The sequence below is a fragment of the Dissulfurispira sp. genome (assembly GCF_036745535.1).
Lineage (GTDB): Bacteria > Nitrospirota > Thermodesulfovibrionia > Thermodesulfovibrionales > Dissulfurispiraceae > Dissulfurispira.
The window spans coordinates 15,203-37,730 of the sequence record NZ_DAIOFX010000004.1 but is presented as its reverse complement, the minus strand read 5'-3'; the positions used below and the strand labels follow the sequence as shown (position 1 = coordinate 37,730).

Here is a 22,528-nt window from a genome sequence, read left to right as displayed (position 1 = left end):
TGACCCCAGTCATTGTTAACAATCTACAGGTATATAGTAAATAATGACTCGCCTGCGAAGGCGGAGCATCTGCTTGACAACATACAAAAGGCAATGACTTCCCTTGAAACAATGCCTGCACGGGGCAATCACCCGCCTGAGATGCAGCGATTGGGAATACTCGATTTCAGAGAAATATTTTTCAAACCATATCATATCATATATGAAATCAAGGGCAAAACCGTTTTCATCCACGCCGTGCTTGACGGCCGGCGCAACTGCGAAGAGCTATTGCAGCAGCGGATTCTGAGGGAATAAGACAAAGGACTTTGCAGAAAATTTAAAAGATGTCTCGATTACGGACTATTTAAGAACGCCCTCCAAAAACCGCTGCGGTGTTAATATCTTGATGCCCATGTATTCCTTTACGGCAAGGACTTCCTTATCCCCTGAAATAATAACATTTGCCTTTAATGCCACAGCGCACTCAATAAACTTATTATCATCGGGATCATTTCTTACAATCTTTAACTGTGATGTTTTTGTGGTAAACAGAATGTTAAACCCTTTTGAGAAAAGAGACAACAACTCTTCGAGTTCTTGTTCGTCCTTCAAGCCGATTCTGCCGAGGACATCAATATATTCATCAAGAATGGCACGAGACAGGCAAAGCGTTATTTTCTCTTTTCTCCACAAGTCTATAATCTTCTTTGGGTTGCCTCCGAAAAAAGATGAGACGAAGATATTTGTATCAATTACTACCTTCATCCCTGTTTTCGAGAGGCTTTTATCGCCTTATCTATGGCTGCTGGCGTTACGCCTTTTGATTTCAATTTTTTCCCGATTCTGTTCCACAGGTCATCAACATATGCGCCTATATCACGCTCTTTAATGCGTTCTTCTATCAACTCCCTGACAATTTCGCTCGTTGTTTTTCCCTCAAGCCTTGCAAGCCTTTTGAGCCTGTTTTTGACCTCGTCATCTATCCTTATGATCATCTGTGTTGACATATTTTTACCTCCGCTGCATAATTTGTATATATTGTATATCATATATATACAAGTGTCAAACAGACGGAATTTTATTGGAATGTTTCAGGGAATATTGCTTGACGGCCGTCGAAACTGTGAAGACCTATTACGGCAGAGGATTCTGAGGGTGTAAGGCAAAGGACTTTGTCGGAATTTTAAAAATAGAACCATCCCCTTTTTTCCTGGTATCCCCGTTCAGACTTAATTGTGAACATCGGGTGTCCCCTATTGGCGGCAATCTTATATTTTTCTATACCACTCTTCATCTACATCAATTTTTTTCAACAAGTTCGATTTTTAATCCGAGTTTTAATTCTTTTAATTTATCAGTTAACAGTTCGCCATCTATAAGATCGATAGGCGGAGCCCCATCTCTTGTTGCCTCTCTTATTGCATCACGTGTAAAGGTGCCTGTTGTGATGAAAAGGCCTTTATCTGCTCTGCCTTGCATAGCTCCCCTAAAGTCTCTAATTTGATAACATCTCCCCATCCCGCCCATATAAAACATTCATTTCCCAAAAACCTCAAAATCTGGACACATTATATATTACCCAGTTCATTACCCATTTTATTCATAAATCCGAAAATCCATGAACTCTTTTATACGTAAGAAATCTTTTTTATTGCTTGTGACAACGAAAGCGCCGATTCTCCTTGCTGAACATGCAATCAGGATATCGTTCTGGATTCTTGAGATATATTTTGCTTCAAATCCATATTTCTGCCCGAGCTTTGCCATTATTATTCCTGTTTTTCTCCAGTCCTCATTATTCGGAACGCAAAGCCTTCTAACACTTAAAAATGTGTTGTGCAATCTATCGACAAGTTTTATAGAATTAACGTCATGGCTGCCAGCGTACAATTCTGCAAGCACAACCATGCTCATATAAAGCACGGGTCTGGCGGACCCGGCAAATACAGGATGGGTCATTCCTTTATTGATAAAAGGAATGTATATTGAGGTGTCGCAAAGGGCTTTAAACGGATGCCCTGCCGTAGACATCTCTGATCTTGCCCTTGCCCTTTACTGCCGCAAGCGCTTTTTCGATTTTTTCATTTGCGATAACCATGTCTAATGCCCTGTTAACAGCCTCTGTGTCGGTTGCTGCACGGGTAATCTTTTTAACCATCTTGATCTTGGCAGGGTCAAGGATAAACTGCTTTCTAACTTTTTCTGTTGTCTGCATAGTTAATCACCTCCATGTGTATATTATATAATTATATACACATTAATCAATAGCCTCTTTAGAACAATCCGCATATTATGAAATTCTATCTAAAAACTTCATCGCATTATCCTCTTTAATTCCTCAAAAAATCCGGGGAATGATATGTCTACGCAGGATGGGTTATTGATGGTTGTTGTGCCTTCTGCAACAAGTGCAGCAATTGCAAGGGACATGGCTATTCTGTGGTCATGATAGCTTTCCACTACATTGCCTTTCAGAGATGCCTTGCCTTTAATTGCAATGCCGTCAGGATATTCTTCAAGCTCGACGCCTAATTTTTTCAGTTCCGTTGCCATAGCCTTAATTCTATCCGACTCCTTGACTCTTAACTCCTCTGCGCCTCTTATCTCGGTAACTCCATCTGCCTGTGTAGCGAGAACGCAGAGTATTGGGAATTCATCTATCAGAGAAGGCATAATATCAGCGCCTATTTTAACTGCCTTTAAACTGCCTGCACTTTTGCAATACATACCAGCAACAGGTTCTCCGGAGATATCCCTCATATTTTCAATTCTTACATCTCCGCCCATATTTTTTATCACATCGAGCAAACCTGTTCTTGTTGGATTTATACAGACGTTTCTGATTAAGATTTCTGAATCAGGGACGATCAATGCGCCTGCAATAAAAAATGCAGCAGATGAGAAATCAGATGGAATTGTTATATCAATTGGCTGCAATCCCTTGACCCTTGACCCTTCACCCTTTACCTTTATTGTAAGACCTTCAACCTCGATCTCCGCACCCATTGCCCTGAGCATCCTCTCTGTATGATCCCTGGATTTCTGCGGCTCTATGATAATGGTTGTGCCGTCTGCATATAGCCCTGCCAGTATCAGACATGACTTCACCTGTGCCGATGCCACTGGCATATTGTAATTTATTGCCTTAAGCCCTTTGCCTTTAATCGCCATTGGAAGGTATTTATCGCTGCTTCTTGCAGAGATATCCGCTCCCATTTCCTTCAATGGATTAATGACCCTTGCCATAGGCCTCTGCTTTAAAGAATCATCCCCGGTAAGAACAGAGAAGAATGGATTCCCTGAGAGTATCCCTGATATGAGTCTCGCAGTCGTTCCTGAATTGCCGCAGTCTATAACATCAAATGGCTCTCTTAAACCATATAGTCCTTTGCCATGAATAACAAGCTCATTGCCGGCTTTCTCTTCTATCTCGATTCCCATCATCCTGAATGCATTCATGGTGCTTATGGGATCTTCTGCCCTGAGGAAATTTTTGACAATGCTTTTGCCATCTGCAATGGAGGCAAACATAATTGCCCTGTGGGAAATGGATTTATCAGGTGGAGGGGTTATCTCGCCTTTTAAGGATTTTGCCTTTGTTAATTCTACGATTTCCATTCACTATTTCAGCTTTTTCCTTAATGTCTGTGCCCTTAAAAACTCCTCTTCGATCCCGGAGGCATTATTTTCCATGAGGCATTTTGTTATCTTATCGAGGTTTTCCCTGAAAACATCCATCATCTTTATGAGATTCTCTTTATTGAATATGGATATGTCCCTCCACATCTCTGGAGAACTGAGGGCAATCCTCGTTGTGTCTTTAAAACCCTTTCCAGCGTATCCTATATATTTTGAATCGATATCTCCGACTGTATTCACGATGGAGTAGGCAATAATATGCGGGAAGTGGCTTACTGCCGCATATATCTCATCATGAGTAAATGGGTCAATCACCTCTACTTTTGCACCGACTGCTCCCCATATCGATATAATTTTCTCTTTAGCCGGTTCGTCGGATTTTTCGGTAGGCGTAACGATACACCTTGCATTGTTGAATAGATCAGCCCTTGCATCATCAATGCCTGGTTTGTCACTGCCTGCTATGGGATGCGAGCCGATATAATGCGCCCTATCCGGCATTAATGACTCTAATTCATGGACGAGTCTGCCTTTTACGCTTCCCACGTCTGTTATGAGGGCGTCTTGCTTTAAAGTATCTTTTATCCTTTCGGCAATCTCTCTGAATGCACCGACAGGTGTTGAAAGGAGTATAAGGTCGGAATCTTCACAGGCCTTCCTCACATCAAGGCTGTAATCGTCTATTATCCCCCTTTCCTTTGCCCTTTTTAGATTATCCTCGCTCCTGCCAAAGCCAATTATAGTTTTGCATAAACCTTTTTCTCTTAATGCAAGGGCAAAAGATGCGCCAAGGAGGCCAACGCCGATGATGGATACTTTATTAAAAAATATATTTTTCTCACTATTCACTATTCACTATCCACTTTTCACTGTCTTTACATTTCCCTTCCAACTGCCTGTGCTATGGGCTTGAGCTCCTTCATAAGCTGCGCAAACATATCAGGCTTTAATGACTGTTCACCGTCTGAAAGCGCCTCTTCAGGATTTGAGTGAACCTCTATAATAAGCGCATCTGCGCCTGCTGCAACTGCTGCCTTTGCCATCGGCGCAACCAGATCCCATTTCCCGACGCCATGGCTCGGATCAACGACTACAGGGAGATGGGTCAGCTTCTTAAGTACAGGCACTGCGCTCAGATCGAGGGTATTCCTTGTTGCTGTCTCGAATGTCCTTATCCCTCTTTCGCACAGCATGACATCCTGGTTTCCCCTGGACATTATATATTCTGCGGACATAAGCCATTCCTTTATGGTTGCGGAAAGTCCGCGCTTAAGGAGTACGGGCTTGTCAACAGAGCCGACTTCGAGAAGCAGTCTGAAGTTCTGCATGTTCCTTGCGCCTATCTGGATGATGTCCGCATACTCAACGATTACATCCATATCCCTCGGATCCATTATTTCTGTAATGATGGGGAGCCCTGTCCTTTCCCTTGCCTCTGCGAGGTATCTCAGACCCTCCTCACCGAGTCCCTGGAATGAGTATGGAGACGTCCTCGGCTTATAAGCACCGCCTCTGAGGAATGTTGCCCCACCATCTTTCACCTTCTCTGCTATGTTCATGAGTATGGTCTTATTCTCCACGGCGCAAGGCCCTGCCATCACAGGAATCTTTTTGCCTCCGATAATATTTCCCCTCACATTTATCTCTGAATTTTCCTTCTTGAATTCACGGCTTGCGAGCTTGTAAGGCTTGAGAATCCTCACCACATTTTCAACGCCGGTCATTGCACGGATGGCATCTTCTTCCTCTTCCGTAACCTTTGATGTATCTCCAATTACGCCGATGATAGTTCTCTCTGTCCCTTGGGATACGGTTGCCTTCAGTCCTTTGCTCTCAAGCTTTTTAAGGACATGCCTTACATCCTCTTCAGGCGTATCCGGGCTCAGCACTATGATATCCATAACTTCCTCCTCTATTATTTAATTACTCAACGATTTTATGACTGTTTTTAATGCTTCAATGAAGCGCTTGTTTTCCTCGGGCAGTCCTATGGTAACCCTTATTTCCCTCGGCCCCACAGGTCTTACAATCACGCCCATTCTCAAAAGGGCGTCATACATGATCTTCGATTCCACATGCAGGGGCATGTATATAAAATTCGCCTCTGTAGGAACATACGTGATTCCCATGGAATCAAGCTCCCTATAGAGGAATTCCTTTCCTTGCCTATTAATTTCAACCGATTTTCTCAGGTGCTCGTCATCCGTTAATGCATTCATTGCTGCAAGTTGTGCCAGTGTATTTGCGTTAAAGGGATTCCTGATCTTGTTCATCTCTGCTGCTATATCTTTCCTGGCTATGCCGTAGCCTATTCTCAGCCCTGCAAGTCCATAAGCCTTTGAGAATGTCCTGAGAATAAGGATATCCCTTCCATCCATAAAATATTTAATGGTATCGGGATATTCGGAATCCGCCACATACTCGTAGTATGCCTCATCAATAATAACAAACACGCCATCGGGAACCTTATCCATAAACCTCTCGAATTCGTCCCTTTTATTTATTGTGCCTGTTGGATTGTTTGGGTTTGCGATAAAGACAATCTTTGTCTTCCCTGTAATCGCATCAGCCATTGCCGCCAGATCATGCCTGTAATCTGTAAGAGGTATCTCCAATGATTTAGCCCCAACAGAACTTGTCGCCATGGAATAGACAACAAACGACGGCGCTGCCATAATAGCCTCATCCCCAGGCCCCATAAATGTCCTGACAGCTATATCTATCAGCTCATTGGAGCCGTTGCCAAGAATTATCTCGTCCGTCCCTACACTTAGTTTTTCGGAAATGGCACTTTTCAGGTAATAACCTTCTCCGTCAGGATAACGGCTCAGCTCGCTGCCGTTGTGAAGGAAGTCCCGCAATGCCTTTAGTGCCTTTTGAGACGGGCCGAGAGGATTCTCGTTGGATGCAAGCTTTATGCTGTCCTTTATACCAAGTTCACGCTCAAGCTCCTTAACAGGCTTTCCGGGCACATACGGCTTTATCTTGGATACATACTCCAGAGGCATTATCTTATTTTTTGGCACAGCGCTATTCCCTTTCAGTTCTTTCATCGATAGGATATGAGCCAAGATGTTTTAAATAGAGGCATGTCTCTTTTATTCCTTCTACTGCCTTTCTAACCTTTTTGTCTTCTATATGACCTTCCATGTCAACAAAGAAGATATACTCCCATGCCCTCCTCTTTGAAGGCCTCGATTCTATTTTCGTGAGGTTTATCTTCGATTTTCTGAATGGAAGCAGCACATCATAAAGGGCCCCCGGCCTGTCCTTCACAGAAAACAGTATGGATGTCTTATCCTTACCTGATTTTGACGGGTAATCCTCTGATATCACCAGAAACCTTGTATAGTTGTTTTTATTGTCCTCTATATGTCTCTCCACAAACTGAAGGTCATAGACCCTTGCAGCAAGCTCGCTGGCAATAGCAGCGGCTTCTTCGTCCTGCGAAGCAATCTCTGCTGCCCTCGCAGTGCTCGTGGATTCGAGTATCGGGATGTTTGGCATACTTGCCTCAAGCCAAACCCTGCACTGGGCAGTAGCCTGTGGATGTGAATATATCTTTTTCACCTTTTCCCTTTCCCCGCTTTTTGACAGGAGGTTGTGCGAAACCTCCAGAAGCACTTCTGCTGATATCTTCAGGTCATAATCCATGAACATGTCGAGGGTATAGCTGACAACGCCTTCATTGGAGTTCTCGATGGGAACAACTCCATAATTCACCATCCCGCTCTCTGTCTCATCAAACACAGCCTTTATACTGTCAACAGGGATATATCTGGCGGAAGAACCAAAATGTCTCATTGCAGCAAGGTTGGTAAATGTCCCTTCAGGCCCAAGGTATGCCACTTTGAGGGGTTCTTCGAGGGAGAGCGATGCTGACATTATTTCCCTGAAAATGACCTTCAATGCATCGTTGGGGAACGGTCCCTTATTTAATTCAGTGATGCGCTCAAGGATTGCCCTCTCACGTTCAGGGGAGTAAAATTTGAGACTTGTCTTTCTCTTTATATTGGCTATATCTATGGCTATATTAGCCCTTTTATTTAAAAGCTCGAGTATCCCCGCATCGATTCCGTCTATCTCTTCCCTGAGTTTTTCGAGGCTGGCGTTTATCTCTTTGTTCTCGGACATAGTTTTTAATGATACAGCAATATATGCTGATTTTTCAATGCTTAAAGCCTGTGGAGCCTTATAATATTCGGCTTGCCTAAAAATGGAGAGCTTGCGACGAATACAATGCTGTCGCCTTTTTTGACCAATTTTTCTTTTACGAGGGATTTTTCTATCTCTGACATAAACTTCTCATCGAGGATTTCCATATCGCTGCGCCTTATCAATTTCGCAGATGTCCCCCAATAAAGCGAAATTCTCCTCAAAACCGTTTCATCTGGAGTAAAGGCTATTACTGGCACATCCGGCCTGAGTTTTGAGATTAATTTTGCGGTAAATCCAGAACCGGTAAAAACAACAATCGCCTTTGCACCGATATCGTGTGCAGCTTCGCACGCACTATCGGCAATAGCCTCAGGAAACGTATTTCCTATCTCATATGGAGACACAGCCCTGCGTGTGAAACTTGCCTCTGTGTATCTTATTATCATATCCATCATCCTAACAGACTCAACAGGATATTTACCGACCGTTGTTTCTGCAGAAAGCATCAATGCATCCGTGCCATCCAGGACGGCATTTGCAACATCCGTTGCCTCAGCCCTTGTGGGCCGTGTATGCTGCGTCATAGACTCAAGCATCTGCGTGGCTGTTATGACAAGTTTACCCTTTTTGTTTGCGAGGTCTATGAGCATCTTCTGGATCATGGGGACCTTCTCTGTGGGCATTTCCACGCCGAGGTCACCCCTCGCAACCATGATACCGTCAACCATGTCCATAATCTCGTTGATATTATCCAGAGCCTCCGGTTTTTCTATCTTGGCTATTATGGGTGGCAGCTTTACTCCCTTCCTTTTTGCCCAATCCAGTACAAGCTTTATATCCTCTGCCGTTCTCACAAATGATATCGCAACATAATCAACACCCATTTTGAGTCCGAATTCGAGGTCTCTCCTGTCCTTTTCTGTAAATGCAGGCAGTGTTGTCTTTGAAGTAGGCAGATTAACGCCCTTTCTCGATTTTAGAACTCCTCCCTCCAAAACCTTTGCAGTTAGGGCATCCTTTGTCCTGCCTGTCACACCGAGCTTTATGAGTCCGTCATCTATGAGTATCCTGTCGCCGGCTTTCACATCCTTTAACAAGGCGGAATAAGTAATGAACAAATTCTTTTTATCGCTTATTTCCTTTCCCGGATGAAGAAAGACATCATCTCCTGTTTTCAGAGTCGCGCTTCCGCCCTCCATATCGCTCAGCCTTATCTTTATGCCCTGCAAATCCTGAAGGATAGATACTATCCTGTTCTGTTTTGACGATTCTTCACGGACAATGGATGCAACTTTTTGATGGGTTTCATGATCTCCGTGGGAAAAGTTCAAGCGGGCGACATCCATGCCGCTTTTAATCAATTCGCTAATTACCTTCCTGCTGCCGGATGCAGGGCCTATTGTGCAGACGATCTTTGCTTTACGCATGTCATCACTCCGAGAGGATTTTCTACTCTTCTTCTCCTATCCATTCATCTCTTGCAATGCCCGCCTGCTTAAGGATTTTTATTAAAAGATCAATTCCGATGGCCTTCTTATGAGGATTGGGAATAGTAAGTCTTAAAGTGTCCTTAACCATGTATAGATGCTTGCCACCGCTAAACGGGCCTTTAAACCCAAATTCTCTGAGTCTTTTTATAAGTTCATCATGAGAGACAGGCTTCAGTTTAGACATCTATGAAAGGGCTTCTTCAGGCATTTCTTTTATTTCGACTTCTCCTAAAGGCGGGATTGGAAGTCCCTTTTTAATACTTAGAAGTATCCATCCCTCTATAACTTCTTTAAGATTATTTCTGCATTCCTCGAGGGTTTTCCCGGAAGCCCAAACGCCTCTCAGTTCTTCTATTTCTCCGTAATACGGCTCCTCATCGTCTATAATCTCATAACGAGCCCTTTTTAAAGCCTCTTCAATGTATTCTGTTAGCATGCAAAACCTCCAGCCAACTTACTTTAAATACAGTATATCACAAAAAAGCATACGCCTCATTCTACCTTCTCACACTTATATGCCTCTGCCAGTTTTCGCCCCTTTCTTTGAAGTCAGACCTGTAATGAGCACCGACACTGCCTTTCCTCTCCAATGCTGTCCCGGTTATCAAAAATCCCACGGTAAGCATGTTCTTTAACTCAAGCCCGCGCCTCGTATTAAAATCCATTTCGAGTATATGCTTCCACTCCGATAATTTCTCCATTGCTTCATTAAGAGAAACGCCGCACCTTATTATCCCGACCTTTTCCCACATGAGTCTTCTGAGCGATGTCCTCACCTCTTCCAGATCAAAATCAGGCGCGGATATATCAGAGGTTTTTCTTTCTTGACCCTTGACCTTTGGCCCTTGACCTCCTTGCTGCGCAGCGGCAACTCCTGCCCTGTACCCATACACAAGCCCTTCAAGGAGGCTGTTGCTTGCAAGCCTGTTTGCGCCGTGAACGCCTGTGCATGCAACCTCTCCTGCTGCATACAAGCCATCTATATTCGTTGCACCATTGAGGTCTGTCCTTACTCCCCCCATCATGTAATGAGCTGCAGGCGATACAGGTATCAATTCCCTTGTTATGTTCAGGTCATACTGAAGGCATGTGGAATAAATCCTCGGAAATCTTTTCTTAACAAATTCCGAATCCCGATGCGTGAGATCAAGATATACATTGCTGCTGTTTGTCCTCACCATCTCCGATATAATCGCCCTTGAGACTACATCCCTCGGTGCAAGCTCTGCATCAGGATGATAGTTCTTCATAAACGGCTCTTTAAATATATTTCTCAGAATTGCTCCTTCTCCCCTCATTGCCTCGCTCAATAGAAACTGCGGGGCAGCCGGTGCAAAGAGCACGGTGGGATGAAACTGCACAAACTCCATATCCTCGAGAATAGCTCCTGCCCTGTACGCAATGGCCATGCCGTCACCGGTCGCAACAGCAGGATTTGTTGTCCTCGAAAACACCTGCCCTGCGCCGCCTGTTGCCAGCAATGTTGCCTTCGCATGAACAGCAATAATATCGCCGTCTTTTAACGCATATACCCCGAGACATCTTTCATCTTCAACAATGAGGTCGATTGACGTGCAAAATTGAAGTCTCTGTATATTTTTGAATGTTTTGACCTTATTTATGAGCACCCTTTCCAGTTCCTTGCCTGTTGAGTCTCCGTGGGCATGGAGTATCCTCCTCCTTGAATGGGCTGCCTCTATGGTAAAGGAAAGCTTTGTCCCTTCCTTGTCGAACTCCGCGCCCCACTCTATAAGCTCAAGGATCCTTGCAGGCCCTTCTTCCACGAGCACCTTCACTGCATTTTCCCTGCAGAGGCCGTCGCCTGCCTTTATGGTGTCTTCGAAGTGAATGCCTACTTCGTCTTCATCGCTTAATGCAACTGCTACCCCTCCCTGTGCATACTCTGTGCTGCTTTCTGTGGGGATGTCTTTAGTGACAACAGTAACCCTGCCGTGCCGAGCAAGCTCTATAGCTGCCCTGAGCCCTGCAACGCCGCTGCCGATGACAAGGAAATCTGTATCGATGGTTTGCATTTTATCGCCTGCCTGCTCCTTTTAATTACATCTTCTTATGACACCGTGCACAAAATTCTGCCTTATTTGAAGCAAATGCCTTTTCGCCGTCATGGCATTTGCCGCAGTATTTCCCCTTAATGATCTCAGCCATCTTCATTTTTTGCATATCCCTTTTTCATCATGAACGGGTCGGGATGGCAGTCGCTGCACTTAAAACCTTTCTGAGCATGGATGCCGCCGTCGAAAACAACCGTGCTTATCCCTGTCTTCCATTCCAGAACCCTTCCAATTGGAACCGCCGTAGCAACACCAACAAGAAAAAACATTATCAGCACTATAGTCAAAATCCGGCCTGCCAAAATCTTCATCTCTCCCCTCCGCAATATATGTGTAATGTTATTATTTTCCGTAAAAGCAGATGTGATAATTTATCATAGAACATTAAGGAATTAAAGTGCATCTTGACTACGCCTTACAGGTTTAAATAAAATCCATGAAATTTTATCGGAGGAGGATTTTAAGATGTCAGAGGAAAAACTCGAAGAATCCCTGAAAGGATATAAAGAAAAGATCAGTCCGGTTGTAAAAGCCACATTATCGTGGGATAGAGATCTTATATTTGTAGGCAGAACCAATGAGGGATATGAGATAGAGTTCGATGCCCATGTGCAGTGGGGATGCAAACCAACAGACGCATTACTCCTGAGCCTTGCAGGGTGCATGGGAATCGATGTGGTGATGTTCCTTCAAAAGATGAGGGCAGAAATAGCCAATTTTAAGATGGACATTATTGGAGAGAGAAATCCAACCCCTCCACAATATTTCAAGGCAGTTGAGATGATATTAAACATTGCAGGGAAAAACTTAGACCACAAAAAGGTTGAGCGTGCAATATCGCTTTCCCACGAAAAGTACTGCTCTGTTTATAACTCTCTGAGGAAGGATATGGATGTAAAGGTGAAATACATCCTCGAAGAAAAAGAGCCGGCAAAAGAGATAAGCGATTGATGCTCTCAGGAATTATTGCATCAACACAAATAGAAGCTGATTTAGTCATAAAACAGCTTTCAGAAAAAGAAGAGATCTCTATACAGGGAAAGTACTTCTATAAAGGTTCGTTAGGTAAAAATATTCATGCAGTTATTTGCATATGCAGTATAGGCAAGGCTAATGCCGCTCACGGGACAGCACTCCTAATAGAAAAATTCAAGCCCGATTTTGTGTGGAACATCGGCATTGCAGGCGCATATCCGTCATCAGGATTAAAAATCGGAGATGTAGTCATTGCGAAAAAAGAGATTTACGGCGACGAAGGATTAATGGCGAAGAATGGCTTTTTCACCATAAAAGAGATTCTCGGATATACTGAAAACGATTTTCCCATGTTCGTTCCAGAAAAATTGAGTAACTCCATGGTAAAGGGTAACTTTGTTACTGTGTCAACATGCACTGGCACATTGGAAAAGGGGAAAGAGATAGAAAAAAGATTCAATGCAATTTGCGAAAATATGGAAGGTGCTGCAATCGCCAATATATGTGCATTATCAGGTATTCCTGTGGCAGAGATAAGAGGTATAAGCAATATTATCGAGGATAGGACAGCAGAGCCGCTCAATAAAGCAACCATTATCAAAGCAGCGGGGAATGCGCAGAGATTTTTGTTAGAACATATAGAACAAGGCGGTGCATGATATTGAAGCGACTTGGACAGCCCTTAATAAACCTTATTTTGATTTATACAACGCCATCACATCATCCCTTGTTACTACGGATTCAATGAGTTTGTAATCGGCCTTAATATCTTTCAGTGCCTCGGCTATGTTTTCGTATCCGCCTTCCTGCCTGTCAACAAGGGCAATTACCTTAACAATCTCAAGCCCTGCCTCCTTTGCCCTTGTTATTGCCTCAATCGTTGATTTGCCTGTGGTAATTACATCGTCAACAATAACAATTCCATCCCCTGCCTTTACATCGCCTTCTATCCACTGCATTGTTCCGTGGGACTTTGCACTCTTTCTGACGACAAATGCCTCGATTGGTTTTTCTTTGAGATATGACGTATAGGCAACAGCATCCGCTATCGGGTCTGCACCGAGGGTGAGGCCTCCGATGCCTTTAACTTTCATGTCTTTTATCATATCAAATACGATATTGCCTATGAGATACATCCCCTCGGGATTAAGCGTTACCATCTTGCAGTTGAAATAATAATTGCTCATGCGACCCGAAACCAGCTTGAATATCGGTTCTTCGCTGTATTTAAATGCCCTTTCGTAAATTAATCGTATAAGTCTGTCCCTCATAAAACCTCCTGTCGAATTCAGGCATTATTATAACATCTTCGCATATCCGTTGACTTACAGAAAGAAAACCGATTATTGTAAACACATGAAGCTCATACTCTTCGATATTGACGGCACTCTCATCGATTCAGGAGGTGCAGGAACACGCTCTTTAGACCTTGCATTCAAGGAACTTTTTTCTATTGACAATGCCTTCGAAGGCATCAGCATGGCAGGAAAGACGGATATCCAGATAATGAAGGAGGGCATTGCCAAACACAATCTGCCGTCAGAAAACGGAATACTTTCCGAGATTATCAATACATACATAAAAAATCTCGTCATAGAGATAAATAATGACAAAAAGCATGTCAAACCCGGCATTAAAGAGGCTTTAAAAATGCTTACATCCGGAAATGGCAATTACCAACTCGGACTTCTTACAGGAAATATCGAACAGGGGGCGCGGATAAAGCTCGATCCTTTCGGATTGAACAGCTATTTCCCTTCAGGCGCATTCGGCAATGATGACGAGGACAGAAATAAACTGCTCCCAATCGCATTAGAAAGGTTTAAAGGCATTTCCGGTAAAGAAATAAATTTCAACGACTGCATAATAGTCGGCGATACGCCACGGGATGTCCATTGTGCAAAGCCATACGGTGCATCCTGCATTGCAGTTGCCACCGGGCCTTATTCTGTCAGCAGCCTTGTGGAAGCCGGCGCAGATTTGGTAATGAAAGACCTTTCAGATACAGATGCCTTTTTAAAGGCAATAAAGGGGGTATAGCATGGCAAAGATAATGGAAGGAAAGAGACTTGCAGAGGAGATAAAAAGCAATGTAAAGCAGAAAGTCGAGATGCTCGACGGCATGGGCATTGATGTAGGACTCGCATTAATGCTCGTAGGGGATAACCTATCATCAAAGCAATATCTTTCTGCCATCTTAAAGGCATGCAAAAGCACAGGCATAACACCTTACGAATACAGGTTTCCAGAATCGGTCAGCATGAACGAACTATTAAATTCTGTACATGCTATAAATAACGATGAACGCATTCACGGGCTGCTCGTGTTCTTTCCCCTTCCGAGAAGGATAAACAGCAGGAAAATCGTAAACTCAATACTTCCTGAAAAGGATGTTGACGGCCTCGGCTCAATTCCAATAGGAAAGTTTGCTGCTGAGGAATCAACGCTCCAGCTTTGCTCAAAACAGTACGATCCAGCAATAACACAACATCTGGGTTTCTTGCCGTGCACGCCATTTGGTGTAATAAGGCTGCTTGAATATTATAATGTGGAAATAAAAGGAAAGCATGCCGTTGTAATAGGAAAGAGCCTCGCGGTGGGAAAACCCCTGTCCCTCATGCTTTTGACAAAAGAGGCAACTGTCACTGTCTGCCACAGGGAGACAAAGAATCTTGCAGAGATGACGCGGCAGGCAGATATTTTATGCGTTGCTGCAGGAAGGCCGAATCTCATCACTGGTGACATGGTAAAAGACGGCGTCGTTGTTGTTGATATAGGAATAAATGTCCTCGAAAACAGCCGCGTGGTTGGTGATATAGATTTCGATAGCGTATCGAAAAAGGCGTCCCTGATTACGCCTGTGCCCGGCGGTGTAGGACCTGTAACTATCGCAATGCTTCTTGAGAATACCGTAAAATCGGCAAAGGCAAGGATTTAAATTAAGGAGTGTTACTCAGGGGCCTGGCTGTTACTCTTTTTTCTTCGATAGTCTTCTGTTCATCTTTTTCGTCTGTTGTCGAGTCCTTTTTTAATCGCCGCTGTCTCTTTTCTTCCTGTTTTTTTGCCTCAATAATTCCTTTTTTCTCTTCTCGCTCTTATATGCTCCGGCTCTTGCCAAGGGTCCTCCTCTCAGTGAAATTCGTCTTTATGCTTGTCTAAGCTTTGTTATACTTTATCGCTATGTCATACTCGATACTTGCATGGTCAGGAGAATGAGTATCGGTTTTTCCACGACAAACAAGAGCCCCTTTTTTCACCCTCTTATGGGTTTTAACCATGTCGTCAACTACAGATGTCAGGTCAAAACCGCCCCCATCACAGCCTTTTATCACACAATCCATCTTAAAATAGGCATAAGAGGCAGGAAAGATATTTACAGTACGCAGCATAAGAACCGGATTTGGTCCCTTTTGATAATAGGTCATATGGATTACAATGTCTAAAACCTGAGGGAACCGTTCTGAAACAAGACCGGCAGCAGACCTGCTCTGCCTTTTTAATGCCATCTTTGCAGCATAATTATTTCTATTAGTCATTATCTCCTCTAAAATAAAATCCCCCTGCAGTGCAGTAGCAAGGGGGATATTGTCAATTACAGCTTCACTACATTGATCGCCTTGGGGCCTTTCGGTCCCTTTTCAGTATCAAAGCTGACTGAGTCACCCTCGGCAAGGGACTTGAATCCATTGCTCTGGATGGAAGAATAGTGGACAAAGACATCACTGCCGTCTTCGCTTGTTATAAAGCCAAAACCCTTGGATTCATTGAACCACTTCACTGTTCCATTAGCCATTTCTTTTACCTCCTTACTTACAAACTAAAGCCCCAGAAACTGTTACCTTAATAAAAAAGGCCACAAAGCTAAAAGTCTTTGTGGCCTTACCAGTTCAAAAACTTCTGAAACTCCGTATTTATATGGCACATTCGCCTACAAAAAAATCAACCTGCCATTAAATAAAAATTAAACAAAGATTAAGGCAGCGGCTGGATATTCTGAATTGCGTCTTTGACGATTTCTCTCACATTTGAATCAGCATCGTTTCCGGCAATTAAAAGAAAAGGAAGTGCATCCTGATGTTTTATAATGTCAAGAAGATTTGCCCCGTCGCCCCGGACAGTCGGATTTTCATCCTTCAGGAGTTCCGCAATATCTGGAATCATCCTTATGAGCGGCTCTGGCTTAAGCTTTATCAACTCCTCCACGAGGGCAGTAGCCCCAAGCCTCACACGCACTCTTTTATCCTTCATCATATCGATTATCATTGGGAAAAGGCTTTCATCATGCCTGAACATATCGATGATGTTCTCAAGAAACCCTTTTTCCATGTAATCCAGAACCATTGCCTTTAATTCATTATCCATGCCAGTCGTACCTTCTCCTCTTCCTGTGGAAGATATACTTCTCCGCCGAAAGCGCAGCAATACACCCATGCGCTGCTGCAACCACAACCTGCCTCACCTCCGTACATGTCACATCCCCTGCACTGAACACACCCGGGATATTTGTCTCCATCATCTTGTTTGTGGACACGCACTCCTCCTCCGAGACCTCTACTGCACCCTGAAGAAAATCGATTACAGGCTTGCTTCCATGAAGATAGACAAATACTCCTGAAAGCTCGATAGCTCTTTCACTTCCTTCTGCATCTTTCAGCCTTATCCTCTCAACAAGCTCATCTCCTTCTATTGATGTTACCGTGTTGCCTAAAATAACTTTTAAATTCGGAATCTTTAATGCAGGATAGTCGTCATCCACCTTCAATTTCTTAGACGGCGATATGAGATAAACCGTCTCTGCGAACTTCGACAAATACGCTGCCTCCTTGGCGGCCTCTTCGGAATCGCCTAAAACGCATACGGTCTTACCCTTAAAAAATGCGGCATCGCAGACAGCGCAGTAGCTTACGCCCCTGCCAAGAAAATCAGCCTCGCCTTTAATAGTAGGCTTCCTTCCCATAGAACCTGTAGCAATAATAACGGTCTTCCCTTCATACGTTTTATCCATTGTAAAGACCTGTTTTGTCTCTCCTTCAAGCGAAACGCCTATGACCTGCGCCTCAACATACTCTGCACCGAAATCAATGGCCTGCTTTCTAAATATGCCAAGAAGTTCCTTGCCTGTCACAGGCCTTTCGAGGCCCGGATAATTCTCTATCAGGCTTGCAAATGCAAGTGCGCCTGCAGTTGCAGATTTATCAATAACAACTGTCTTAAGCTTTGCCCTCGATGCATACTGGGCAGCGCTAAGGCCACCAGGGCCGCCGCCGATTATAATTACATCATATAACTCCGACATAAGACCTCCTAAAAAAATTCCTTTATTAGATTATAATACGTATCCCTCTGCGCAGCCTTGAATCCTGCGCTTTTTATTGCCTGTATTATGTCCTCTTTCGATACACGGTAACTCACGCCTGCTGCCCTGACAACATTCTCCTCTATCATTGTAGAGCCGAAATCATTGGCTCCAAATCTCAATGCAACCTGTGCAAGCTTCAGTCCCTGCGTAACCCATGATGCCTGAATGTTTCTCACATTATCGAGATATATCCTCGATAGCGAAAGCACTCTTAAATAATCCACAGCAGTAGCTCCCCATGCCTCTGCTGACTTCTGAGCTAATTCCGTATTCCTCGGCTGAAAAGACCACGGGATAAATGCGGTAAAGCCTCCTGTTTTGTCCTGAAGAGTCCTTATTGCATCGAGGTGCTCGATTATATCTTCAGGTTCTTCAACGCTGCCGAACATCATGGTCGCTGTTGTCCTCATCCCTATTTTATGGGCTTCTTCCATGACATTCAGCCATTGAGATGATCTCATCTTTTTCGGGCTTAAGACTTCTCGCACTCTGTCTGAAAGTATCTCTGCTCCGCCTCCCGGTATCGAATCCAGCCCTGCCTGTCTCAATATCAGCAAGGTCTCCCTTACTGTAATGTCATGCCTTTCTGCAAGGTAGTTTACTTCTGGTGGTGAGAAACCGTGTATGTTTATAGAATACCTGTCCTTAATGGATTTCAGGAGATTAGTATAGTAATCCAATCCAAGCTCAGGATGTATCCCCCCCTGAAGGAGTATCTGCGTGCCGCCGAGGGAAATGGTCTCGTCTATCTTTCTAAATATCTCATCCTTATCTAAAAGATATGCATCAGGGCTTTCCACATCACGGTAAAAAGCGCAGAACCTGCATTTATTGATGCAGACGTTTGTGTAATTGATATTCCTGTCGACAATGAATGTGACAATACCATCGGGATGGAGATTTTTCCTGATATTGTCAGCACGCTCTCCAAGCCCAAGAAGGTCGGAGTTTTTTAGAAGATTTAATGCAGTATTTTTATCTATTCTGTCCATATCGCATTATAAAACGCATCCCTTTGCACAGGGATCTTACCTGCCTTTTTTATAAGATGTATCAACTCTTCCCTCGTCATTCCCTCTTCGGTCATTGCTCCTGCCGAATGTGTTATCTTTTCCTCTATGATTGTCCCGTCAATGTCGTCTGCACCAAATAAAAGGGCAACCTGAGAGACCTTTTCGCCAAGCATTATCCAGTAAGCCTTGATATGATCGAAGTTATCGAGCACAAGCCTGCTTACTGCAATGGTCTTTAAGTCGTCTATTCCCGAAGAATAAAATCCGCCTATTTCTGTATTTTTCGGATGATATGCAAGAGGGATAAATGCCTGAAAGCCTCCTGTCCTGTCCTGCAAGTTCCTGAGCTTCAAAAGATGGTCAATTCTGTCCCCGATGCTTTCGAGATGGCCGTAAAGCATTGTTGCATTAGTCTTTATTCCAACCCTGTGTGCAATCTCCATTACCTTAAGCCATCTGTCACCGGAGATCTTTTCGGGACAGAGCTTGTTTCTTATGCCTTCTGCGAATATCTCTGCGCCGCCGCCCGGCATGAGATCAAGGCCGCTTTTTTTAAGTTCCACCAAGGTTTCTTCAAGGCCTAAACCACTTAGCTTTGACATATAATCAATCTCAACTGCTGTAAATGCCTTAATAGCAATGAATGGGAATTCCTTTTTTATTGTTAAAAGCATATTCAGATAATACTCAAAAGGCCAATCTGGATGAAGACCGCCCACAATGTGGACTTCCGAAAAACCGTGACCCTTAACCCTTGACCTTTGACCTTTTCTTAACTTTTTTATAATCTCTTCAACTGTCAATTCATAAGCGCCTTCTTCGCCCTTTGAGCGGCTGAAGGCGCAGAATTTACACCTGTTGACACAGATATTGGTTGGATTGATATGCCTGTTTACTATGAAATATGCATTTTTACCGTTCTTCTTTTCTGCTACATGGGATGCAAGCCTGCCAATGTCGAAGATGTCATCGCTTTGAAATAATGCAATGGCATCTTCCTTTGTCAGCCTCTGTCCTGAAAGGACTTTATTCCTTATGGAATCGAGCATTTATCATTATAAAACAAAGATGCTAAAATGTTAAAATATTTGGATGTCAAACCGTGAATTAATAATCGAAGGAGCTCGACAGAATAACCTCAAAAACATCTCCCTCAGGCTGCCGCACAACAAAGTCATTGCGATCACTGGTGTTTCGGGCTCTGGAAAATCTTCCCTTGCATTTGACACCATCTTTGCTGAAGGCCAGTGGAGATTCATAGAATCGCTGTCAACCTATGCACGTCTTTTCCTTGAAAAACTCGACAGGCCCGATGTTGATGCAATCCATAATATCAGACCTGCCATTGCCCTTGAGCAGAAAAACCCTGTAAAAGGCTCCCGCTCCACTGTCGGGACATTAACAGAGATTTATGATCTGTTAAGAGTTTTATATTCGAGAGTCGCCATTCCCCACTGTCCAAATTGCGGCAAAGAGATAAGGAAATGGGACCCGTCACAGATAGTCTCTGAGCTTTTGGAAAAATATCGGGATGGAAAAGCGGTTATCTTATTCGAGACGGGGGAATCCATGGAAGGCCTCAAACAGAGGGGGTTTCATAGGGTGTGGATAGACGGAGAAGTCAGAGACATTGATAATTTCAAATTTCAAATTTCAAATTTCAAATTCGTGGAGGTCGTCCTTGATCGGCTTGTTATAAGAGACGAGCCGCGTTTGTCTGACTCCATAGAGATGGCATGGAAAGAGGGTAAAGAGAGGCTGAAAATAGTCATATTTAAAGAAGCAGGTAAAGAGGTATTAAATTTTTCTTCTAAAAATTCCTGCGACGACTGCAATATAGAACTGCCTGAGCCGACTCCGATACTCTTTTCCTTCAACCATCCTGTATGCGCATGCCCTGAATGCAAGGGGTTCGGAAATGTCCTCATTTATGACGAGGATATTATAGTGCCGGACAAATATGTATCGCTGTCTGAAGGCGCCATCGAAATGTGGGAAAAGCCTATGGCCAGATGGTGGAAAGACCAGATGATAAAAGGGGCTAAGAAAAGCGGCATAGATGTAAACAAGCCCTACAGCGAACTGACAAAGGAAGAAAAAGACACTATCTTTAGGGGGAACCAGCACTTTTACGGCATCAATGACTTCTTTGAAGAACTGGAGAGCAAGAGATACAAGCTCCATGTGAGGGTATTTCTGAGCAGATATAGAAGTCCGGTAACATGTCCGAAATGCAAGGGCAGAAGGCTCTGCGAAAATGCCCTCGCATACAGGATAGACGGCACCGACATAGCTGAACTCTCCAATATGTCTGTATCCAGGATTCTACAATGGTTTAAGACACTTCAACTATCGCCCATGCAAAAGGAAATTTCGAAAGAGGCTGTGAGGCAGATTATCATAAAGCTCCAGTTCCTTGAAAGGGTCGGTCTTGATTATCTCACGCTGAGCAGACAGGCAAAGACCCTGTCAGGCGGTGAATACCAGAGGGTAAATCTATCCAACCAGTTGGCGTCTGCACTTACAGGGACCCTATATGTCCTTGACGAGCCGACCATTGGGCTCCATCCGAGGGATACGAGGAGGATTGCGGAGATAATGCGGGAGCTGTCTTCCCTCGGCAATACCATAATCGTTGTGGAACACGACAGGGACATTATATCTCTTAGCGACTGGGTTGTGGAGATGGGGCCTGGAGGAGGACACATGGGAGGCGAGGTCGTATTTTCAGGACCAATGGAAGAATTTTTAAAAACCGATACGCTTACTGCTAAATATATAAAGGGCATCGCCGATCAACAGGCAGCATCCATGAAACATAAAACTAAAGATTTCAGGCCGCGAACCATTGATTATTTAACACTGCACGGTGCGTCAGGGAACAACCTCAAAAATGTAACCCTGAAAATTCCCCTCGAAACCCTCACTGTTGTTACAGGGGTATCAGGCTCTGGAAAGAGCAGTCTTATTGTCGAGACCCTGTACCTTGCCATGGCAAGACATTTCAGGATTGAGTCTGAGCATCCGCTGCCATATAGAAGTATCAGTGGACTTAAAAAGATCAAAGGGGTCAGGCTCATCGACCAGTCACCCATCGGTAAGACCCCGAGATCGAATCCATTGACATACCTCAAGATGTTCGATCCCATTAGAAAGCTTTTTGCGCAGCAGATGGAGGCAAGGGCACACGGTTATGCCCCCGGCTTTTTCTCGTTCAATGTCCCTGGCGGGAGATGCGAGACATGCAAGGGAGAAGGTTATCAAAAAATGGAAATGTATTTCTTTGAGGATATATTTGTAAGGTGCGAGGATTGCAAAGGAAGGAGATACAAAGAAGAGGCGCTAAGGGTCACCTATAAAGGCAAAAATATAAGCGATATACTCGAGATGACAGTGGACGAGGCATTCGACTTCTTTTCAGGAGTATCCGAAATAAGTTCAAAACTCGCATTAATGAAAGACATCGGTCTCGGCTATCTCAGGCTCGGACAGCCTGCCACAACCCTTTCAGGCGGAGAGGCACAGAGATTGAAGATATGTGCAGAATTGGGCGAAAGAAGGACAAAAAATACGCTTTACATACTCGATGAGCCGACCGTAGGTCTACATCACAATGATGTTTTGAAGTTCATGAAGATTATAAGAAAGCTGATTGAATCGGGGAACACAGTGGTCATCATCGAGCACAATCTCGATGTGATAAGTCAGGCTGACTGGGTTATAGACCTTGGACCCGAGGGTGGCGATAAAGGCGGGAATATACTATTTGAGGGCACCACTGAAGAATTGAAGAGGGCAGAAGGTTCATACACCGGACAATACTTAAAGGAATATTATTAA

Annotated in this window: 28 protein-coding genes and 1 pseudogene; 6 read left to right on the top strand and 23 right to left on the bottom strand. The window is 43.9% G+C overall.

Annotated features, from left to right (window positions below):
- Nucleotides 1-12 precede the first annotated feature (12 nt).
- Nucleotides 13-297 (top strand): type II toxin-antitoxin system RelE/ParE family toxin, encoded by a 285-nt coding sequence (locus V7L97_RS01975; RefSeq protein WP_333652931.1) that lies wholly within the window; start codon nucleotides 13-15, stop codon nucleotides 295-297.
- Between the two features lie 45 nt (nucleotides 298-342).
- Here V7L97_RS01975 and V7L97_RS01970 read toward each other — a convergent pair whose 3' ends face one another.
- The 16 genes and pseudogenes from V7L97_RS01970 to V7L97_RS01895 form a co-directional block, all read right to left on the bottom strand.
- Nucleotides 343-747, bottom strand: a complete 405-nt coding sequence (locus V7L97_RS01970; protein WP_333652928.1) for a putative toxin-antitoxin system toxin component, PIN family — start codon at nucleotides 745-747, stop codon at nucleotides 343-345.
- Complete coding sequence (locus V7L97_RS01965; RefSeq protein WP_333652926.1) at nucleotides 744-989, bottom strand: ribbon-helix-helix protein, CopG family; 246 nt, start codon at nucleotides 987-989, stop codon at nucleotides 744-746. The genes V7L97_RS01970 and V7L97_RS01965 overlap by 4 nt, the downstream gene beginning before the upstream one ends.
- 261 nt (nucleotides 990-1,250) lie before the next feature.
- A pseudogene (locus V7L97_RS01960) lies at nucleotides 1,251-1,485 on the bottom strand (restriction endonuclease); the annotation flags it as partial.
- A gap of 93 nt (nucleotides 1,486-1,578) precedes the next feature.
- Complete coding sequence (locus V7L97_RS01955; protein ID WP_333652922.1) at nucleotides 1,579-2,013, bottom strand: type II toxin-antitoxin system VapC family toxin; 435 nt, start codon at nucleotides 2,011-2,013, stop codon at nucleotides 1,579-1,581.
- Nucleotides 1,988-2,197 carry a hypothetical protein gene (locus V7L97_RS01950; RefSeq protein WP_333652920.1) on the bottom strand — a complete coding sequence of 70 codons (210 nt, stop codon included), beginning with the start codon at nucleotides 2,195-2,197 and terminating at the stop codon, nucleotides 1,988-1,990. Before V7L97_RS01950 ends, V7L97_RS01955 begins: the two co-directional genes overlap by 26 nt.
- A 98-nt stretch (nucleotides 2,198-2,295) precedes the next feature.
- Nucleotides 2,296-3,600, bottom strand: a complete 1,305-nt coding sequence (gene aroA, locus V7L97_RS01945) for a 3-phosphoshikimate 1-carboxyvinyltransferase (RefSeq protein WP_333652918.1) — start codon at nucleotides 3,598-3,600, stop codon at nucleotides 2,296-2,298.
- A gap of 3 nt (nucleotides 3,601-3,603) precedes the next feature.
- Nucleotides 3,604-4,470: a prephenate dehydrogenase gene (locus tag V7L97_RS01940; protein ID WP_333652916.1), complete on the bottom strand. Its 867-nt coding sequence runs from the start codon at nucleotides 4,468-4,470 to the stop codon at nucleotides 3,604-3,606.
- A 26-nt stretch (nucleotides 4,471-4,496) separates the two neighbouring features.
- Entirely contained in the window at nucleotides 4,497-5,522 is a 1,026-nt protein-coding gene (gene aroF, locus V7L97_RS01935) for a 3-deoxy-7-phosphoheptulonate synthase (protein WP_333652913.1), read from the bottom strand.
- A gap of 18 nt (nucleotides 5,523-5,540) precedes the next feature.
- Nucleotides 5,541-6,674 carry a histidinol-phosphate transaminase gene (gene hisC / locus V7L97_RS01930; protein ID WP_333652911.1) on the bottom strand — a complete coding sequence of 378 codons (1,134 nt, stop codon included), beginning with the start codon at nucleotides 6,672-6,674 and terminating at the stop codon, nucleotides 5,541-5,543.
- A complete protein-coding gene (gene pheA, locus V7L97_RS01925; RefSeq protein WP_333652908.1) occupies nucleotides 6,652-7,755 on the bottom strand; it encodes a prephenate dehydratase in 1,104 nt (367 codons plus the stop codon). The genes hisC and pheA overlap by 23 nt, the downstream gene beginning before the upstream one ends.
- Before the next feature lie 41 nt (nucleotides 7,756-7,796).
- On the bottom strand, nucleotides 7,797-9,206 hold the full coding sequence (gene pyk, locus V7L97_RS01920) for a pyruvate kinase (RefSeq protein WP_333652906.1): 1,410 nt from the start codon (nucleotides 9,204-9,206) through the stop codon (nucleotides 7,797-7,799).
- Between the two features lie 22 nt (nucleotides 9,207-9,228).
- On the bottom strand, nucleotides 9,229-9,453 hold the full coding sequence (locus V7L97_RS01915; protein ID WP_333652903.1) for a type II toxin-antitoxin system HicA family toxin: 225 nt from the start codon (nucleotides 9,451-9,453) through the stop codon (nucleotides 9,229-9,231).
- Nucleotides 9,454-9,705, bottom strand: coding sequence for a type II toxin-antitoxin system HicB family antitoxin (locus tag V7L97_RS01910; RefSeq protein ID WP_333652900.1), 252 nt, complete (start codon nucleotides 9,703-9,705; stop codon nucleotides 9,454-9,456).
- Nucleotides 9,706-9,766: 61 nt separating this feature from the next.
- The gene (nadB, locus tag V7L97_RS01905) at nucleotides 9,767-11,302 is read right to left on the bottom strand and encodes an L-aspartate oxidase (RefSeq protein WP_333652898.1); all 1,536 of its coding nucleotides are present in this window, start codon (nucleotides 11,300-11,302) and stop codon (nucleotides 9,767-9,769) included.
- 25 nt (nucleotides 11,303-11,327) lie between these two features.
- Complete coding sequence (locus V7L97_RS01900; RefSeq protein ID WP_333652895.1) at nucleotides 11,328-11,435, bottom strand: cytochrome c3 family protein; 108 nt, start codon at nucleotides 11,433-11,435, stop codon at nucleotides 11,328-11,330.
- Entirely contained in the window at nucleotides 11,428-11,652 is a 225-nt protein-coding gene (locus V7L97_RS01895; protein WP_333652893.1) for a cytochrome c3 family protein, read from the bottom strand. The genes V7L97_RS01900 and V7L97_RS01895 overlap by 8 nt, the downstream gene beginning before the upstream one ends.
- 154 nt (nucleotides 11,653-11,806) lie before the next feature.
- Between V7L97_RS01895 and V7L97_RS01890 the strand changes: the two genes are divergently transcribed.
- Together V7L97_RS01890 and mqnB are read left to right on the top strand one after the other, a co-directional pair.
- Complete coding sequence (locus V7L97_RS01890) at nucleotides 11,807-12,292, top strand: OsmC family protein (RefSeq protein WP_333652890.1); 486 nt, start codon at nucleotides 11,807-11,809, stop codon at nucleotides 12,290-12,292.
- Nucleotides 12,292-12,975 carry a futalosine hydrolase gene (gene mqnB, locus V7L97_RS01885; protein ID WP_333652887.1) on the top strand — a complete coding sequence of 228 codons (684 nt, stop codon included), beginning with the start codon at nucleotides 12,292-12,294 and terminating at the stop codon, nucleotides 12,973-12,975. Before V7L97_RS01890 ends, mqnB begins: the two co-directional genes overlap by 1 nt.
- Before the next feature lie 33 nt (nucleotides 12,976-13,008).
- On the opposite strand, the gene pyrE is transcribed toward mqnB, so the two are convergent.
- The gene (pyrE, locus tag V7L97_RS01880; RefSeq protein ID WP_333652885.1) at nucleotides 13,009-13,587 is read right to left on the bottom strand and encodes an orotate phosphoribosyltransferase; all 579 of its coding nucleotides are present in this window, start codon (nucleotides 13,585-13,587) and stop codon (nucleotides 13,009-13,011) included.
- A gap of 49 nt (nucleotides 13,588-13,636) precedes the next feature.
- Between pyrE and V7L97_RS01875 the strand changes: the two genes are divergently transcribed.
- Both V7L97_RS01875 and V7L97_RS01870 read left to right on the top strand, forming a co-directional pair.
- On the top strand, nucleotides 13,637-14,356 hold the full coding sequence (locus V7L97_RS01875; protein WP_333652883.1) for an HAD family hydrolase: 720 nt from the start codon (nucleotides 13,637-13,639) through the stop codon (nucleotides 14,354-14,356).
- A gap of 1 nt (nucleotide 14,357) precedes the next feature.
- Entirely contained in the window at nucleotides 14,358-15,254 is an 897-nt protein-coding gene (locus tag V7L97_RS01870) for a bifunctional 5,10-methylenetetrahydrofolate dehydrogenase/5,10-methenyltetrahydrofolate cyclohydrolase (protein WP_333652881.1), read from the top strand.
- Between the two features lie 217 nt (nucleotides 15,255-15,471).
- On the opposite strand, the gene V7L97_RS01865 is transcribed toward V7L97_RS01870, so the two are convergent.
- From V7L97_RS01865 to mqnE, 6 genes are all read right to left on the bottom strand, one after another.
- On the bottom strand, nucleotides 15,472-15,852 hold the full coding sequence (locus tag V7L97_RS01865; RefSeq protein ID WP_333652879.1) for a hypothetical protein: 381 nt from the start codon (nucleotides 15,850-15,852) through the stop codon (nucleotides 15,472-15,474).
- A 56-nt stretch (nucleotides 15,853-15,908) separates the two neighbouring features.
- Nucleotides 15,909-16,109: a cold-shock protein gene (locus V7L97_RS01860; RefSeq protein WP_333652877.1), complete on the bottom strand. Its 201-nt coding sequence runs from the start codon at nucleotides 16,107-16,109 to the stop codon at nucleotides 15,909-15,911.
- A gap of 179 nt (nucleotides 16,110-16,288) precedes the next feature.
- A complete protein-coding gene (locus tag V7L97_RS01855) occupies nucleotides 16,289-16,678 on the bottom strand; it encodes a HEAT repeat domain-containing protein (RefSeq protein WP_333652874.1) in 390 nt (129 codons plus the stop codon).
- The gene (locus tag V7L97_RS01850; protein WP_333652872.1) at nucleotides 16,671-17,612 is read right to left on the bottom strand and encodes an FAD-dependent oxidoreductase; all 942 of its coding nucleotides are present in this window, start codon (nucleotides 17,610-17,612) and stop codon (nucleotides 16,671-16,673) included. Before V7L97_RS01850 ends, V7L97_RS01855 begins: the two co-directional genes overlap by 8 nt.
- Before the next feature lie 8 nt (nucleotides 17,613-17,620).
- On the bottom strand, nucleotides 17,621-18,667 hold the full coding sequence (gene mqnC, locus V7L97_RS01845) for a cyclic dehypoxanthinyl futalosine synthase (RefSeq protein ID WP_333652869.1): 1,047 nt from the start codon (nucleotides 18,665-18,667) through the stop codon (nucleotides 17,621-17,623).
- A complete protein-coding gene (gene mqnE / locus V7L97_RS01840; RefSeq protein ID WP_333652867.1) occupies nucleotides 18,655-19,737 on the bottom strand; it encodes an aminofutalosine synthase MqnE in 1,083 nt (360 codons plus the stop codon). Before mqnE ends, mqnC begins: the two co-directional genes overlap by 13 nt.
- 43 nt (nucleotides 19,738-19,780) lie before the next feature.
- Here mqnE and uvrA point away from each other — a divergent pair, with 43 nt between their 5' ends.
- Nucleotides 19,781-22,528: an excinuclease ABC subunit UvrA gene (gene uvrA, locus V7L97_RS01835; protein ID WP_333652865.1), complete on the top strand. Its 2,748-nt coding sequence runs from the start codon at nucleotides 19,781-19,783 to the stop codon at nucleotides 22,526-22,528.